General features: G+C 76.4%; 13 protein-coding genes and 1 pseudogene. 8 read left to right on the top strand and 6 right to left on the bottom strand.

Features of this window, described 5'->3' with window-relative positions:
• The first annotated feature begins 129 nt into the window (after nucleotides 1–129).
• Nucleotides 130–639: a hemerythrin domain-containing protein gene (locus SJY06_RS01900; protein WP_380164072.1), complete on the top strand. Its 510-nt coding sequence runs from the start codon at nucleotides 130–132 to the stop codon at nucleotides 637–639.
• Between the two features lie 10 nt (nucleotides 640–649).
• Here SJY06_RS01900 and SJY06_RS01895 read toward each other — a convergent pair whose 3' ends face one another.
• Together SJY06_RS01895 and SJY06_RS01890 are read right to left on the bottom strand one after the other, a co-directional pair.
• Nucleotides 650–2,026 carry an alpha-amylase family glycosyl hydrolase gene (locus SJY06_RS01895; RefSeq protein ID WP_380164070.1) on the bottom strand — a complete coding sequence of 459 codons (1,377 nt, stop codon included), beginning with the start codon at nucleotides 2,024–2,026 and terminating at the stop codon, nucleotides 650–652.
• Nucleotides 2,027–2,084: 58 nt separating this feature from the next.
• Complete coding sequence (locus SJY06_RS01890; protein ID WP_380164068.1) at nucleotides 2,085–2,663, bottom strand: helix-turn-helix domain-containing protein; 579 nt, start codon at nucleotides 2,661–2,663, stop codon at nucleotides 2,085–2,087.
• A 58-nt stretch (nucleotides 2,664–2,721) separates the two neighbouring features.
• Between SJY06_RS01890 and SJY06_RS01885 the strand changes: the two genes are divergently transcribed.
• Entirely contained in the window at nucleotides 2,722–3,483 is a 762-nt protein-coding gene (locus tag SJY06_RS01885) for an alpha/beta hydrolase (protein ID WP_380164066.1), read from the top strand.
• On the opposite strand, the gene SJY06_RS01880 is transcribed toward SJY06_RS01885, so the two are convergent.
• Nucleotides 3,407–4,357, bottom strand: coding sequence for a helix-turn-helix transcriptional regulator (locus SJY06_RS01880; RefSeq protein WP_380169659.1), 951 nt, complete (start codon nucleotides 4,355–4,357; stop codon nucleotides 3,407–3,409). The two genes, SJY06_RS01885 and SJY06_RS01880, sit on opposite strands and share 77 nt — an antisense overlap.
• A gap of 64 nt (nucleotides 4,358–4,421) precedes the next feature.
• Here SJY06_RS01880 and SJY06_RS01875 point away from each other — a divergent pair, with 64 nt between their 5' ends.
• Nucleotides 4,422–5,582, top strand: a complete 1,161-nt coding sequence (locus SJY06_RS01875; RefSeq protein ID WP_380164064.1) for an epoxide hydrolase family protein — start codon at nucleotides 4,422–4,424, stop codon at nucleotides 5,580–5,582.
• A 260-nt stretch (nucleotides 5,583–5,842) separates the two neighbouring features.
• Here SJY06_RS01875 and SJY06_RS01870 read toward each other — a convergent pair.
• Nucleotides 5,843–6,013, bottom strand: a pseudogene (locus tag SJY06_RS01870) (LuxR C-terminal-related transcriptional regulator); the annotation flags it as partial.
• Nucleotides 6,014–6,278: 265 nt separating this feature from the next.
• Between SJY06_RS01870 and SJY06_RS01865 the strand changes: the two are divergent.
• The 4 genes from SJY06_RS01865 to SJY06_RS01850 all read left to right on the top strand — a co-directional run bounded on the left by SJY06_RS01865 (nucleotide 6,279) and on the right by SJY06_RS01850 (nucleotide 9,537).
• A complete protein-coding gene (locus tag SJY06_RS01865) occupies nucleotides 6,279–7,043 on the top strand; it encodes a class I SAM-dependent methyltransferase (protein ID WP_380164062.1) in 765 nt (254 codons plus the stop codon).
• A 46-nt stretch (nucleotides 7,044–7,089) separates the two neighbouring features.
• Nucleotides 7,090–7,629, top strand: a complete 540-nt coding sequence (locus SJY06_RS01860) for a DinB family protein (RefSeq protein WP_380164060.1) — start codon at nucleotides 7,090–7,092, stop codon at nucleotides 7,627–7,629.
• A gap of 148 nt (nucleotides 7,630–7,777) precedes the next feature.
• Complete coding sequence (locus SJY06_RS01855; protein ID WP_380164058.1) at nucleotides 7,778–8,863, top strand: S-(hydroxymethyl)mycothiol dehydrogenase; 1,086 nt, start codon at nucleotides 7,778–7,780, stop codon at nucleotides 8,861–8,863.
• Nucleotides 8,863–9,537, top strand: a complete 675-nt coding sequence (locus SJY06_RS01850; RefSeq protein WP_380164056.1) for an MBL fold metallo-hydrolase — start codon at nucleotides 8,863–8,865, stop codon at nucleotides 9,535–9,537. The genes SJY06_RS01855 and SJY06_RS01850 overlap by 1 nt, the downstream gene beginning before the upstream one ends.
• Before the next feature lie 79 nt (nucleotides 9,538–9,616).
• On the opposite strand, the gene SJY06_RS01845 is transcribed toward SJY06_RS01850, so the two are convergent.
• Nucleotides 9,617–11,704 carry a hypothetical protein gene (locus tag SJY06_RS01845; protein WP_380164054.1) on the bottom strand — a complete coding sequence of 696 codons (2,088 nt, stop codon included), beginning with the start codon at nucleotides 11,702–11,704 and terminating at the stop codon, nucleotides 9,617–9,619.
• Nucleotides 11,705–11,883: 179 nt separating this feature from the next.
• A complete protein-coding gene (locus SJY06_RS01840; RefSeq protein ID WP_380164052.1) occupies nucleotides 11,884–13,416 on the bottom strand; it encodes a diguanylate cyclase domain-containing protein in 1,533 nt (510 codons plus the stop codon).
• A 197-nt stretch (nucleotides 13,417–13,613) separates the two neighbouring features.
• Between SJY06_RS01840 and SJY06_RS01835 the strand changes: the two genes are divergently transcribed.
• Nucleotides 13,614–14,699, top strand: a complete 1,086-nt coding sequence (locus tag SJY06_RS01835) for an App1 family protein (RefSeq protein ID WP_380164050.1) — start codon at nucleotides 13,614–13,616, stop codon at nucleotides 14,697–14,699.
• Nucleotides 14,700–14,839: the final 140 nt, after the last annotated feature.

Here is a 14,839-nt window from a genome sequence, read left to right as displayed (position 1 = left end):
TCGCCCGCGGATGACGAAAGTGAGGACGCCTGGTGGCCAGGCGGGGCAGGACGGCTGAACGGTCGGCAAACCGGCCGCGAGACCGGGTTCGCGGGCCCGGACCACCGGCGGCGGGGCACCATGTCCTGCGTGAGCACCGTGACCCCCGAGCCGGGCGGCTCCGGCGAGCTGCTGGTCGCCATCCACGACCACCTGCGCCACGAGCTGGTCGAGCTGCGCTCCGCCGCCGCCGCGCTGGCCCAGGGGCGGCTGCCGCTGGGGGAGGTGCGCGAGCAGGTCCGCGACTCGCAGCTGCGGCGGACGTTCGCGCAGCTGGGGGCGTTCTGCCAGATGTACTGCCGGTTCGTCCACGGCCACCACGGCATCGAGGACGCCCGGATGTACCCGGACCTGCTGGCCGCGGACCCGTCGCTGCAGCCGGTGGTCGACGAGCTGACCGCCGACCACGTCCGCATCGGCGGGCTGCTGCGCACCCTGGACGACGAGCTGGCCCGGACCCACGGCGCCGACGACACGGTGGCGGCGGCGCAGCGGGTCGCGGTCGCGCTCGAGGCGCTGGCCGAGGCCCTCGTCGAGCACCTGCGGGTGGAGGAGGAGGCCCTGGTGCCGGCGCTGGACCGGCTCCGGCTCCTGATCTGAGCGGCCCGCGTTAGCCGGCCAGCACGGCCCAGCCGCCCGGGGGCAGGTCGATGCGGGCGCCGTCGGTGCCGGCCTCGTGCAGCTCGCCCTGACCGGCCAGCACCTCGGTCGCGCCGGGCACCTTGACCGGCTCCGGTCCCGCCGCCGTCGACAGCGCCACCAGCAGACGGTGCTCGCCGTCGGTGCTGACGTAGCCCAGGCGCTCGTCCGCGACGTCGACCGCCTCGGTCCGGGCGGCGTGGAGCCACGGGTGCCGGCGGCGCAGCCCGATCAGCTCCTGGTGGTGGTGGAACGTCGGCAGGCCCAGCGGGGACAGCTCCTCCGGGGTGTCGGGGAAGCGGGGCCGCACTGCGTCGTCACCCCCGGCCCGGTCCTCCTTGACGCCGGTGAACCCGTGCTCGTCCCCGGCGTAGACCGCGGGCGTCCCGCCCACCGTGGCCAGCACGACCACGGCGTGCTGCAGGTGCGCGGGGTCGGACAGCCGGCTGGCGATCCGGGTGACGTCGTGGTTGCCGACGAACGTGAACGGCGTGAACGAGCCCACGAACTCGTCGTGGCGACCGAGGGCGTGGGCCAGCTCGTGGAAGTTGTGGTCGTTGAGGCTGCTCCAGACCGCCTTCCACAGCTCGTACTGGGTGACGGCGTCCAGGCCGCCCTCACGCACCACCGCCGCGTACTCGCCGTGGATGACCTCGCCCACCAGGTAGGCGTCGGGGTGCCGCTCCCGCACCCGGGCGCCCACCTGCGCCCAGAACGACGTCGGCACCGCGTAGGCCGCGTCCAGCCGCCAGCCCGAGGCCCCCCGGTCGAGCCAGTGGGTCATCACGTCGACGACCAGGTCGACCACGTCCGGCTCGGCGTGGTTCAGCGCGACCAGGTGCGAGTGGCCCTCGAAGTCGTCGTGCTCGGGCTCGACGCCGGGCCGCCACGCCTCGGCGCCGCCCGGCCAGCGCAGCCGGAACCACGACGCGGTCGGGGCCGTCGGGCCCTGCTCCAGCACCGCCCGGAACGCCGGGTGGCCGCGGCCGACGTGGTTGAAGACCCCGTCCAGCAGTACCCGGACGCCGCGCTCACGGGCGGCGGCCAGGAACGCGTCGAGGTCGGCGTCGTCCCCGAGCCGGGGGTCCACCCGCAGGTGGTCGGTGGTGTCGTAGCCGTGCGTCTCGGACTCGAACACCGGGCCCAGCTGGACGACGGACGCCCCCAGCGCGACCACGTGGTCCAGCCAGGCCTGCAGGTGGGGCAACCGGTGCCGGGGGCCGTCGGTGAGGTCGGCGAGGGCGGCCTCGGCCCCGGTGAACCCCAGCGGGTACACGTGCCACACGACGGCGTGGCGGACCCAGTCGGGGCCGTCGACCCGTCCGGCGGCGGTGTCGGGGTCGGGCATCGGAGGCTCCTCGGGTCGGGTCGGGTCGGGTCGGGTCGGGTCTGTCATCGTCCCTCACCTACGGCTCCACCCCGGTCGTGCCCACCAGCAGCCACCGCAGGCTGTCGGCGAAGGTCCGGGCGGAGGCCTGCCCCGTGGTGAGCGCCACCGCGTCCGTGGGGCCGGCGCTGAACGCGGCCATGCCGATGGTGTGCACCACGAGCACGGTCCGGGCCGGGACCACGTCGGGCTCGGCCACCCCGGCCCGGCGCAGCAGGTCGTCGGTCTCCCGCCCCAGCCGGGCGGCGTGAGGGCCCCGCGCCCCCCGCCTCGTCACCAGCAGCGGCACCAGGTGGGGGTGGGCGAGCAGGACCTCGTACGTCGACAGCATGAGGCGGCGCAGCTCGCTGACCGGGCGGGCCGCACCGGGCCGGGCGGCGGTGACGCCGGCCAGGACGTCGTCCAGCAGCGCGTCCAGCAGGGCGTCCTTGTCGGCGACGTGGCTGTAGAGCGCGTTCGGCGCCACGGCCAGGTCCCGCGCCAGGGCACGCATGGTCAGGGCGTCGGCCCCGCCCTGGTCCAGCAGCCGGCGCGCGGCGGCGAGCACGGTCTCGCGGTCGAGTCCGGCGCGGTTGCCGGGACGTCTGGCGGAGGTCACTCGACAACTGTACGCCGTCCAGTTAAATTGGACGATGTCCAATACAGGAGGAGGAGCCATGCCAGCCACCCACAACGACGTGCACGTCGCCCTCCTCGGCGGGGCCGGGCTGCCCCCCTGGGTCTGGGACGGGGTGCGCGACCACCTGGCCGGCGTGAAGTGCGGGGTCGTCGTCCCGCTCCGGCGACCGGACGCCTCGGCGGCGGACGTCGCCGACGACCTCGTGGCGCAGCTCCCACCGGCCCGGGACGTGGTCCTGGTGGCGCACTCGGTCGGCGGCGTGGTCGCCGCGCAGGTCCTGGCCCGGCACCCGGGCCGGGTGGCGGCGGTGCTGGGGGTCGCGGCGGTGGTCCCCCGGCCCGGTCGGTCCTTCGTCGCGGCCCAGCCGTGGCCGGCCCGGGCCGTGCTGGGGCCCGTGCTGCGCCGCGCCGGCACGCTGCCCCCCGAGCGTGCCCGGCGGGCCGCGACGCGCGGGGTCCAGGTCGCGCTGGCCGACCGGCTCGTGGCCGACGCGCAGCCCGAGCCCGTCCGGCTGTTCCTGGACCCGGTCCCGTCCTACCCGGCCCCCGCTGCGAGCGCCTACCTCGCCACCGGTCGGGACCGGGAGGTCACCGCCCGGCAGCAGGCCCGGTCGGCGCGGGCGATGGCTGCCGCGTGGGTCGAGACGCTCCCGACCGGGCACCTGCCGATGCTGGAGGACCCGGTGGCGGTGGCCGGTGCGGTCGTGCGCCTGGTGGCGGACGTCACCGGCCGGCGCGGGCGAGTCGACCCGACACCTCCACCATCGCGGCCCGCAGCGCGTCCGGCTCGTGCACGGTGATCTCGGCCCGGAGCATCCCCAGCCAGCAGGCCACCTCGGTCAGGTCGTCCGAGCCGGTGACGACCTCGCACGAGCCGGCGTCCAGGGGGGTCACGGTCGCGATGGTGGGGTCGAAGTGCCCGGCCACCACCGTGGCCGACGCGGCCACCGTCACGCGGCACCGGTGGCGGTAGGCGCGGGTGCTGATCCCGTCGGACACGTAGGCGGCCAGGTCGTCCGCCGGCGCCGGCCGGGGCTCGAAGCGGGGACCCGCGGGGACGCGGGGGCTGAGCCGGTCGAGGCGGAAGGTGCGCCAGCCGGCCCGGTCGACGTCCCAGGCCACCAGGTACCAGCGGCGCCCGGACATCACGACCCGGTGCGGTTCGAGCAACCGGCGCGACTCGCGGCCGTCGTGGCCGCGGTAGTCCGCCCGCAGGCTGGTCCGGTCGCGCACGGCGGAGGTGACCGCGAGCAGCACCTCCACGTCCGCGGTCGGGCCCCGGCCGGGCATCGGCACCACCGCGGCGTGCACGTCGGCCACCCGGTGCCGCAGCCGGGACGGCAGCACCTGCTCGAGCTTGGCCAGGGCGCGGACGGCGGTCTCGTCCACCCCGCCCAGGCCCGACATGGCGGCCCCGCGCAGCCCGACGGCGACCGCGACCGCCTCGTCGTCGTCGAGCAGCAGCGGGGGCAGGGCGGCCCCGACCCCCAGCCGGTAGCCGCCGCCGGTGCCGGGGCGCGCCTCCACCGGGTAGCCCAGCGACCGCAGCCGGTCCACGTCGCGCCGCAGCGTGCGACCGGTGACCTCGAGCCGCTCGGCCAGCACCGCGCCCGACCAGTCGCGGTGGGTCTGCAGCAGGGACAGCAGGCGCAGCAGGCGGGCCGAGGTCTCCATCACCTGATCAGCCTGGCAGGACTTCAGGACAGAAGCTGTCCGCAAGGGGGGTCAGGCTCGTCCCATGACGACCGACACGACCATCCGCCCCTTCCGCATCGACGTCCCCCAGGCCGACCTCGACGACCTGCGTGACCGGCTCGCGCGCACCCGGTTCCCCGCCCCGCTGCCCGGCGACGACTGGGACACCGGGGTGCCCGTGGCCTACCTGCGCGAGCTCGTCGCGCACTGGCGGGACGACTACGACTGGCGCGCGCAGGAGGCGCGGCTCAACGCCCTGCCCCAGTTCACGACCACGGTCGACGGGCAGCGCATCCACTTCCTCCACGTCCGCAGCGCGGTGCCGGACGCGTTGCCCCTGCTGCTGACCCACGGCTGGCCGGGGTCGTTCGTGGAGTTCCTCGACGTCGTCGGCCCGCTCACCGACCCCGTCGCCCACGGCGGGGACGCGGCCGACGCGTTCCACCTGGTCATCCCCACCCTGCCCGGCTTCGGGTTCTCGGGCCCGGTCGCGGAGGCCGGCTGGGACACGGCCCGCATCGCCCGGGCCTGGGCGGAGCTGATGGCGCGCCTGGGCTACGACCGCTACGGCGTGCAGGGCGGTGACATCGGGGCCGCGGTGTCGCCCGAGGTCGCCCGGCAGCACCCCGACCGGGTCGTGGGCGTCCACCTCAACGGCAACGTGGGGGTGGCGCTGCACGGTCCGGACGAGGACGAGAAGGCCACGCTCACGGACCTCGAGCGGGACCGGGTCGCCCGGACCGAGGCGTTCATGACCGAGGAGTTCGGCTACATCGCGATCCAGGGCACCCGCCCGCAGACCCTGGCGGCGGGCCTGACGGACTCACCCGTCGGGCAGGTGGCCTGGATCGTCGACAAGTTCCGGGAGTGGACGTTCCCGCGGCACGCCCTGCCCGACACCGTCGTCGACCGCGACCGGCTGCTCACCGACGTGATGCTCTACTGGCTGACCGGGACCGGAGGGACCAGCGCCTACGTCGGCTACGCCCAGGAGCACGGCTGGGGCGAGCAGGCCGCCGTCTCGGGGGTGCCGACCGCGGTGCTCGTCCTGGCCCACGACGTCGGCATCCGGCGCTACGCGGAGGCGGAGCACCGGATCACGCGCTGGACCGACGTCGAGGGCCGGGGCGGCCACTTCGCTGCGATGGAGGAGCCCGGGCTGCTCGTGGCCGACGTGTCGGAGTTCTTCCGCGGTCTGCGCTGAGGGTCGGCGCCCTGCAGGGTCGGCACGTCCCGCGGGGCGGCCGGGCCCAGGTCGACCACCACCGGGGTCCTCGCCCCGGCCGCGGCCAGCTCCAGGGCCAGCCGCGTCTTGCCGCAGCCGGGCGGTCCGGTCACCGTCACCACGCGGGAGCGTCCCAGCAGCGCGGTCACGAGCTGCCGGTCGCCGTCGCGGCCGACGAAGGAGTCGCGGGGCAGCGGGACCGAGGCCGCGCGCCGGTCGTGGGCGGGTCGGACCAGCTCGGCCCGCGACGTGACGGCGAACGTTCGCCGCAGCGAGGCGATGTGGCTCTCGACCGTGCGGACGGAGACCACGAGCTCGGCGGCGATCTCGGCGTTGCTCAGACGTCGCCCGACCGCCGCGAGGACGACGGCCTCACGTGCCGTGATCCGGTGCCGACCGGGCGAACGCACCTCGGCGAGCCTAGACCCGCGCGCACCGGGATCTCCGTGCGCAGCACGGATGACCGCGGCCGCGGACCACGTGAGGCTCGACGTGGTCCGCGAGGACCCGGCCGGAGCGTCCGGTCGCAGCCGGAGGAGCCGACGATGACCACCACGAACGCGAGCACCACGAGCACGAGCAGAAGCAGGGATGAGGGGTACGGGCCGGGCACCCCGCAGGACCAGGCGCTCAAGGCGCGGCACCGGGCCGTGTTGGGCGCTGGGCGACTACCCGGTGGTCGCGGCCCGGGTCATCCCGTCGCTGGGGCCGGTGCTGGTCGCCGCCTGCGACGTGGCCCCGGGGCAGCGGGTCCTGGACGTGGCCGCGGGCACGGGCAACGCCGCCCTGCCGGCCGCCCGGGCCGGGGCGCACGTCGTCGCGACCGACCTGACCCCGGAGCTGCTGGACACCGGTCGGGAGCTGGCCCGCGCCGAGGGCCTGGAGCTGGACTGGCGGACGGCCGACGCGGAGGCGCTGCCGTTCGACGACGGGGAGTTCGACACGGTGATGTCGTGCGTGGGCGTCATGTTCGCCCCGCACCACCGCGAGGCCGCGACCGAGCTGGTCCGGGTCTGCCGGCCCGGCGGCCGGCTGGGGCTGCTCAGCTGGACCCCGGAGGGGTTCGTCGGGCAGCTGTTCGCCACCATGCGGCCGTTCGCGCCGGCCCCGCCGCCCGGGACCCAGCCGCCGCCGCTGTGGGGTGACGCCGCCCACGTGGCGGACCTGCTGCGCGACCGGGTGACCGACGTGGTGGCCGAGCGCCGGGAGCTCGTCGTCGACTGCTTCGCCACGGCGGAGGACTTCCGGGACCTGTTCCGCGCGGCGTACGGCCCGACCGTCGCGGTCTACCGCGGGCTGGCCGACGACCCGGTGCGCACCGCCGCGCTGGACCGGGCGCTGGTCGAGCTGGGCGCCCGGCACCTGACGGCCACCGCGACCGGGACCCCGGTGATGCGCTGGGAGTACCTGCTGCTGACCGCCCGGGCGACCGACGGCTGACCCGTCGTCGGTGCCCGTCGTCGGTGCCGCGGCCTACCGTCGCGTCATGACCGACCTGGTGCTCGACCCGCTCGGCCGCCCCGTCCGCCCCGACGGTCGTCCCGACCCGCGGCAGGCTGCCCCGGAGCGGGACGTCCTCGGCGACGTCCTGGACTTCCTGCGGGCGACGGTCGAGCTCAAGGCGGCCGGTCTGACCGAGACCCAGGCCCGGACGGCCGCCGTCCCGCCGTCGACCCTGACGGTCGCCGGTGTGGTCCGGCACCTGATGCTGGTCGAGCGGTTCTGGCTCGCCATCGACTTCGACGGCCAGGACCTGCCCCACCCCTGGACCGAGGACGACCCGGGCGACGGCGGGTTCCTCGTCGCCGACGGTGCGACGCTCGCCGAGGTCCTGGACGGGTACCGGCAGGAGTGCGAGCGCTCCCGGGCGGTGGTGCGGGCCCACGGCCTCGACGAGCCCGCCCGGGGCCCGGGGATGGAGTTCTCTCTGCGCTACGCCGTCACGCACCTGATCGAGGAGACCGCCCGTCACTGCGGCCACCTCGACCTGCTGCGCGAGGCCCTGGACGGCACCACCGGGGAGTGAGGCGGGCCGTCACCGGGCCGGCGCCCCACCCGGGTCCCCACCTGCTCACGGGGCGCAGGCCCCGGCCACCTGTAGCAGGATGCGCACGACCGCACGTGGCGCGCGGGCCCCTCGGGCCGCCGCCCCCGCACCGTCGAAGGAGACACGCATGCCGTACGAGGTCCAGGGAGTCGTCACCCGCGCCAAGGGCGAGCCGGTGACGCTGGAGACCATCGTCGTCCCCGACCCCGGTCCGGGTGAGGTCGTGGTCGACGTGCAGGCTTGCGGGGTCTGCCACACCGACCTGCACTACCGCGAGGGCGGTATCGGCGACGACTTCCCGTACCTGCTCGGCCACGAGGCCGCCGGCGTGGTCTCCGCGCTCGGCGAGGGCGTGACCAACGTGGCCGAGGGCGACTTCGTGGTCCTCAACTGGCGCGCGGTCTGCGGTCAGTGCCGCGCCTGCCGCCGCGGCCGGCCCTGGTACTGCTTCGACACCCACAACGCCGCCCAGCCCATGACCCTGACCGACGGCACGGTGCTGTCGAACGCGCTGGGCATCGGCGCCTTCCAGGCCAAGACGCTGGTCCACTCCGGGCAGTGCACCAAGGTCGACCCGCAGGCCCCGGCCACCGCCGCCGGCCTGCTCGGCTGCGGCGTGATGGCGGGTTTCGGCGCCGCCGTCAACACCGGCGCCGTGCAGCGCGGCGACTCCGTGGCGGTCATCGGCTGCGGCGGCGTGGGCGCGGCCGCGGTGGCCGGTGCGGCGATCGCGGGCGCGACCACGGTCATCGCCGTCGACCTCGACCCGCGCAAGCTGGAGTGGGCCCGGGGCTTCGGCGCCACCCACACCGTGGACCCCGCCGACGGCGACGTCGTCGAGGCGATCCAGGCCCTGACCGGCGGCTTCGGCGCCGACGTCGTCATCGACGCCGTCGGCCGGCCCGAGACGTACCGGCAGGCGTTCTACGCCCGTGACCTGGCCGGCACCGTCGTGCTGGTCGGCGTACCCACCCCGGAGATGACGCTGGAGCTGCCGCTGCTCGACGTCTTCGGCCGCGGTGGTTCGCTCAAGTCCTCCTGGTACGGCGACTGCCTGCCCGACCGTGACTTCCCGATGCTCGTCGACCTGTACCGGCAGGGCCGGTTCGACCTGGACGCGTTCGTCACCGAGACCATCGGCATCGGCGACGTCGAGGCCGCGTTCGACAAGATGCACCGCGGCGAGGTCCTGCGCTCGGTGGTGGTGCTCTGATGGGCGACGTGACGGGCGACGCGACGGACGCGCACGGCAGCACGGCCGAGGGCACGACCGGCGGGGTCGTGCGTGTCGACCACGTCGAGACCTCCGGCACCTTCAGCCTGGACGGCGAGACGCACCAGGTCGACAACAACGTGTGGGTCCTGGGCGACGAGGACGAGTGCCTGGTCGTCGACCCGGCCCACGACCTGGACGCGGTGGCCGCGCTCGTGGCCGGCCGCCGCGTCGTCGCGGTGGTGCTGACCCACGCCCACGACGACCACTGCCGCGAGGCGCCGGAGGCGGGGCGCCGGTTCGACGCTCCGGTCATGCTGCACCCCGACGACGCCCCGGTGTGGCAGCTGACCCACGGCGACGCGCGCTGGGACGCCGACCTGTCCGACGGCCAGGTGCTGCGCGTGGCCGGGACCGAGGTCCACGTCCTGCACACCCCGGGCCACAGCCCGGGTGCGGTGTGCCTGCACGTGCCCGACCTGCACACGGTGCTGACCGGCGACACCCTGTTCCAGGGCGGGCCGGGGGCGACGGGGCGGTCGTTCAGCGACCGCGACGTCATCGAGGCGTCGATCCGCTCGCGCCTGTTCCCGCTGCCGGACGACACCGTCGTGCGCACGGGCCACGGCGGGGCCACGTCGATCGGCGCCGAGGCCGCCGGGCTCGGCCGCTGATCGGCCGGCCGCCCGACCCGGATGCGCCGCCGCTGAGCCGCCCGGCCGCCCGACCCGGATGGGCCGGGCGGCCGCGGGCTCAGCCGGCGTCGGTGCAGCCGAAGGTCTCCTCCTCGGCCCGGCCGCCGCAGGTCAGGGCGAACTCCTCGTAGCCGCTGCCGAGCGGCGACGTGTAGTACAGCTCGTCGCACGCGGCCCCGTCGCCCTCGGCGCAGGCGTCCCACAGGGCGTCCAGGGCGGGGTCGTCGCCGTAGGCGTCCGCGCCGGCCGCGGGGCCGCCGCCGAAGCCGTCCTCCGTGCCGAGGTCGGTGCCGAGGTCCGGGCCGAGGTCCAGCCCGGCCGGGTCGGTGGGCTCCGGCGCGCCGGCCCCGGCCAGGTCGGACAGCTCGCCCAGCTCGCCGAGGTCGACGTCCGGCGGGTTCAGGGCCTCCAGGTCGACCGGCGCGAGCGGGCGGCCCCAGCTGAGCCGCACGCTGCCGCGGTCCAGGCCGGCGTCCGTGCGCTCCTGGGTCACCACCAGGGCGTCGAACGCGGCGAAGGCGTCCAGGGCCTGCCGCCCCGCCTCGTCCGGCTCGGCCCCCTCCAGCAGGAACGGCGCCAGCGCGCCGACCGCGCCCCGCACGTCGAGGTACATCACCGGGTCGCCGTCGAGCCCGTCGACCGCGTCCCGGAAGTCCGGGTCGTCGCCGAGCGTCCCGTCACCGGTCCGGCCCACGGCCAGGGTCAGCGCGCCGTCGCCGACGGCCAGGCGGGCGTCGCCCGCGCCGACGGAGCCGGGCTCCACCTGCAGCCCGCTGTCGGGGGGCAGGTCCGCCGTGGCCGCGTCCAGCAGGTCGCCGGCCGCGGCCTCGTCCGACACGGCGGCCCGCAGCAGCAGCGCCGCGTTGTCCTCGGCCGTCGTCGGGTCGTAGGCCACCATGCCGGACAGGTCGCCCAGCCAGCCCGCGACCGTGTCCAGGTCCGTGCCGTAGCCCGCGAGCGCCTCGTCGACCGCCGCCGTGGCGGACGGGACCGCCGCGCCGTCGCCGCCGTCCAGTCCCTCGCTCGCCAGTCCCTCGCTCGCCATGGTCTCGTCGAGCGCGGCCAGGCTGCGGCTCAGCGTGGCGCCGGCGGCCGGGGCGTGCAGGTACACCAGGCCACCGGCGGGCAGGTCGGTCATCTCGGCCTCGGCCGCGGTGACGGGCAGCTCCGCCAGGTCCTCGGTGGGCCTGGACACGACCGTCAGGTCGGCCGCACCGGAGCGCAGACCGAGCCCGAACGCCATCTGGCGGGCGGGCAGCTGCTGCTGCAGCTGGCCGGCGGTGCCCGCGCCCAGCTCGGCGACCTGCGACTCCGACGCGGCCTCCAGGTCGACCCAGGTGGTGAGCACGGAGGACGGCAGCTCGTCGACCAGCGCGCTGTAGGCGGGCACGTCGGCCAGCGGTGCGTCGGGGCCGGCCAGCACCCCGCTGACGGCGGCCTCGGTGCCGACCACCAGCAGGTCGTCGGTCAGCGCGAGCACGACCTCGACGGCGGGCGCGTCTGTGTCCAGGTCCGAACCGAGGTCAGCGCCCAGGTCGGCACCCAGGTCCGCACCCAGGCCGGTGCCGAGGTCCGGGGTCTCCAGCCGCCACCCCTCGGTGCCGTCGCCGGCGTCCCAGGCGCCCACCGTGGTCACGTGCTCGGTGACGAACGCGGCGGCGGCCTCGCGGTCGGAGACCAGCACCAGGGCGGCGGCGTCCGGCACGGCGCCCTCGCCCGCCGGCGCCGTGGTGAAGCCGGCCGCCTGCCGGCCCAGCCACGGCTCGACGTCATCGGCCCAGACCGGCTCGTCCTCGCCCACCTCGTCGACCAGGCGGTCGGCGTCCAGCAAGGGCTCGCCCGTGGCCTCCTCCAGCCGGTCGGCCAGCGACACCAGGCCGACCAGGTTGGACGCCGAGGGCTGCAGGTTGACGTGGCTGTAGAGCACGGCGTCGCCGGGCACGAGGGCCACCAGCCGGTCGGGGCTGCCGGCCATCAGCCGCTGGGCGACCAGGGCCCCCGCGGTGCCCACCCCGAGCACGGCGACGGTGGCGCCGGCGACCAGGGCGACGACCAGACCCCGGCGGCGACGGGGCGGCGGGGGCAGCAGCTGGGTGCCGCCCGGGACGGGCCCGGGCGTGGCGGCGTAGGGGTCGTGGCTCGACATGACGGTCTCCAGGTGGGAGTGCGTGACGTCGGTCCCCCGGGCCCCGCGGCGTGCGTTGACGTCGGTGAGTGTCCAGGTCGGGGCCCCCCGGCGTCCGGCGTTTGCGCGGACCCGGCACCGCCGGGGTGACGCCACCGGTCGCGGGCCACCCCATCGGCCCAGCGACCCGGACCGGAGCCTCAGCCGGGCGGCGACGGCTGGCGCTGCTCGGCGCGCTTGTCGTCGTACATGCGCTGGTCCGCCCGCTCGAGCAGCGCCTCGGCCAGGTCCTCGGCGTCCGTGGCGGTCGCCGCCTGCAGCTCCGCCAGCCGGGCCACGCCCACGCTCAGCCCGACCCGCAGGTCCTCCCCGCCGGCGACGACCGGGGGCTCGAGGGCGCGCCGCAGCGACGCACGCAGCTGCGTCGTGCGCTCGTGGTCGCCGTCGGGCAGCACGACCACGAACTCGTCGCCACCGACCCGGCCCACGGTGCCGTGCTCGCCCACGACCTGCTGCAGCGCGGCCGCGACCTGGACCAGGACCTCGTCGCCGACCCGGTGGCCGAAGGTGTCGTTGACGGTCTTGAACCGGTCGACGTCGCAGAACAGGACGGCCGAGGCCGGGGTCAGGGTCTGCGTCAGCAGCCGCAGCACGGCGCCGCGGTTGAGCACCCCGGTCAGCGCGTCGCGCTCGGCGACGTGGCGCACCCGCTCCATCGCCCCCACCCGCGCCAGGGCCTGCTCGGCCAGCGCGGCCAGCGTCGCGACGGCCGCCCGGTCGTCGTCGTCGAACACGTGGCGGTTGCGGCGGGGCCCGACCACCAGCCAGCGCAGCTCGCCGTCGTCGTCGATGCCGGCGCCGACCTGGTCGTCGTCCGGGGGCTCGGACCCGACCGTGGTCGGTGCCGCCGAGGCGTCCTCGGCGGCGAGGCGGACGGCCTCGACCACGTCGGCGCGGGTGGTCGCGGCCTGGCAGCCCACGGCCCCGCGGTACAGCGCCTGGGCCCGTGCGTGCTGGGCCATCGCGGCGGTCGAGGTGCGGGTCGCGTGGACCAGGGCCAGGGCCACGGGCACCAGCAGCAGCAGGCCCCAGGGGGCCAGGGCCAGCAGGACGGCGGCCAGCGCGGCCGTCGCGTTCACGGCCAGGACCGTGCCCGCCCCCACCAGGCCGGCCGGGTCGGCCAGCACCTCGGTGAACGCGCTGCCCTCCACGCGGGCGACGTACACCGCGCTGAGCAGCAGGTCGACCAGGACGTAGGCGGCGCTGGCCACGACCACCGCGGCCACGTCCCAGACGCCGGTCGTGACGGGGGCGTGGTCGCCCTCGACCAGCTGGGCCGTGGCGGCCCGCACCACCAGCGCGACCATGACGAACACCAGCCCGGCCACCGCGGACAGCAGGACGTTGTAGGCCCGCACCGCCGGCCGGCGCTGGCTCGCCGTCGCCTCGGCCAGCGCGTAGCCCAGCAGCCAGGGCAGCCACGCGACCGCCGCGACGGGCACCAGCGCCCCGCCCCCGGGGTCGGCGAGCTGGCCCTCCCGCGCCGTCGTGGTGACGGTGACCCACAGCAGGAACGCCAGGACCGCGGAGTCCAGGGAGTAGACCATCGCCCCGCCGAAGCCGACCAGGCGCAGCGGCAGCCGGCTCAGCAGGGCCGTGAGCGCCACCGCGACCCCGGCCACGGCGAGCAGCGGCAGGGACCACACGACGGGCAGCGCCAGCACCGTCGTCACCGTCGCACCCCCTCCGTCCGCACCGGCCTGGTCGCGGGTCGCCGTCTGCGGCTCCTGCAGTCTGTCGGTCGGGTGCCGGCAGCGCTGGAGCGTCGGCCCAGGATCCCGCGTGCAGCCCCGTCCGTCACCCGGTCGGTCCCAGGTCGTGGACCGCACCGCGATGCGTGGGGCGTCGTCGTCTGGCACCGTCGCCGCCCATGACGAGCCGTCCGACCCCGCCAGCCACCCCCGCCCGCCCCCCGGTGAGCGGACCGGGGGCACCAGCGCGGCGGGCGCTGACCCGGGTGCGGACCGCCGCGGTCCGGGTGGCGTACCGCGCCGAGGTCGGTGCGACGGCGCTGCTGTCGCGCCTGGCCGCGCGGCGGGGCTGGAGCGAGGCCGTCCTGCCCTACACCGGCATCGGGGCCCCGGACCACGTCCGGGTGCTGGCGCGCGTCGTGCTGGCCGCCCCCGGGGCGGAGCCGTCGGAGGTCGTCGGCGTCGCCGGCTGGCGTCGCCTGCTGACGCTGGAGCGGCCCGGGGCCCGGCTGGACGTCGAGGTCGCCGGTCGTCGTCACGAGCTGGTCAGCGGTCCGGGCGGGTTCGTCGACGTCGACCTCGAGCAGCGGCTGCCGGCGGGCTGGTCGGACGTGCTGTTCCACGTGACCGGGCGCAAGCAGGTGCCCGCGCTGGTCCAGGTCGCCTCGTCCGAGGCCGCCGTGGGCGTGGTCTGCGACATCGACGACACGGCCTGGGTGACGGGTCTGCGGCACCCGCTGCGGGCGGCGTGGCGGACGCTGGCGCGGGGCAGCGAGGGACGGCAGGCCGTGCCCGGCACCGCGGCGCTGCTGCGGTCGGTGCTCGGCTCCCAGCGTGACCCGGCCGTGGTCTACCTGAGCAACGGCCCCTGGAACCTGGCCGGCCCGGTGGCCCGGTTCCTGGCGCGCAACGGTTTCCCCCGGGGGTCGTTGCTGATGACGGACTGGGGGCCGCGTCCGGACCGGTTCTTCCGGGACGGGCAGGCCCACAAGCGGGGCTCGCTGGAGCGGCTGGCCCGTGACCTGCCCTGGGTCCGCTGGGTCCTGGTCGGTGACGACGGCGAGCACGACCCGGCCATCTACGCCGACTTCATCCGCAGCCACCCCGGCCGGGTCGTGGCGGTCGCCATGCGCCAGGTCCGCATCGTCGAGGACGAGGGCCCCCGCACGGAGCTGGTCGAGGGCGTCCCGTTCGTGCACGCGTCCGACGGGCACCGGCTGCAGCAGATGCTGGCGGACGTGCTGGCGGCGGCGCCGGGCCGCTGACGGCAAGCCGGACCGCGGGCCGCCCGAGCCCGTTCCGACCGCTTCCGACCTGATCCGAGGCGTCCGGTACGTCCGACTCGTCCCGGTGACGCGCCGGCAACACCGCGGAAACCCCGTCCCCGTAGACACGGGTGGCCGGG

Source organism: Jannaschia sp. R86511 (genome assembly GCF_042466345.1).
GTDB lineage: Bacteria > Actinomycetota > Actinomycetes > Actinomycetales > JBBAYJ01 > Aquipuribacter.
The sequence above is the reverse complement of the archived record's forward strand: the minus strand, read 5'-3'. Positions and strand labels throughout refer to the sequence as shown.

Excerpts from the sequence above, each read along its gene's own strand:
- SJY06_RS01895 (WP_380164070.1), bottom strand. The coding sequence starts at position 2,026 with ATGCCCGACCCCGACACCGCCGCCGGACGGGTCGACGGCCCCGACTGG.
- SJY06_RS01885 (WP_380164066.1), top strand. The coding sequence starts at position 2,722 with ATGCCAGCCACCCACAACGACGTGCACGTCGCCCTCCTCGGCGGGGCC.
- SJY06_RS01880 (WP_380169659.1), bottom strand. The coding sequence starts at position 4,357 with ATGGAGACCTCGGCCCGCCTGCTGCGCCTGCTGTCCCTGCTGCAGACC.
- SJY06_RS01875 (WP_380164064.1), top strand. The coding sequence starts at position 4,422 with ATGACGACCGACACGACCATCCGCCCCTTCCGCATCGACGTCCCCCAG.
- SJY06_RS01860 (WP_380164060.1), top strand. The coding sequence starts at position 7,090 with ATGACCGACCTGGTGCTCGACCCGCTCGGCCGCCCCGTCCGCCCCGAC.
- SJY06_RS01855 (WP_380164058.1), top strand. The coding sequence starts at position 7,778 with ATGCCGTACGAGGTCCAGGGAGTCGTCACCCGCGCCAAGGGCGAGCCG.
- SJY06_RS01850 (WP_380164056.1), top strand. The coding sequence starts at position 8,863 with ATGGGCGACGTGACGGGCGACGCGACGGACGCGCACGGCAGCACGGCC.
- SJY06_RS01845 (WP_380164054.1), bottom strand. The coding sequence starts at position 11,704 with ATGTCGAGCCACGACCCCTACGCCGCCACGCCCGGGCCCGTCCCGGGC.
- SJY06_RS01835 (WP_380164050.1), top strand. The coding sequence starts at position 13,614 with ATGACGAGCCGTCCGACCCCGCCAGCCACCCCCGCCCGCCCCCCGGTG.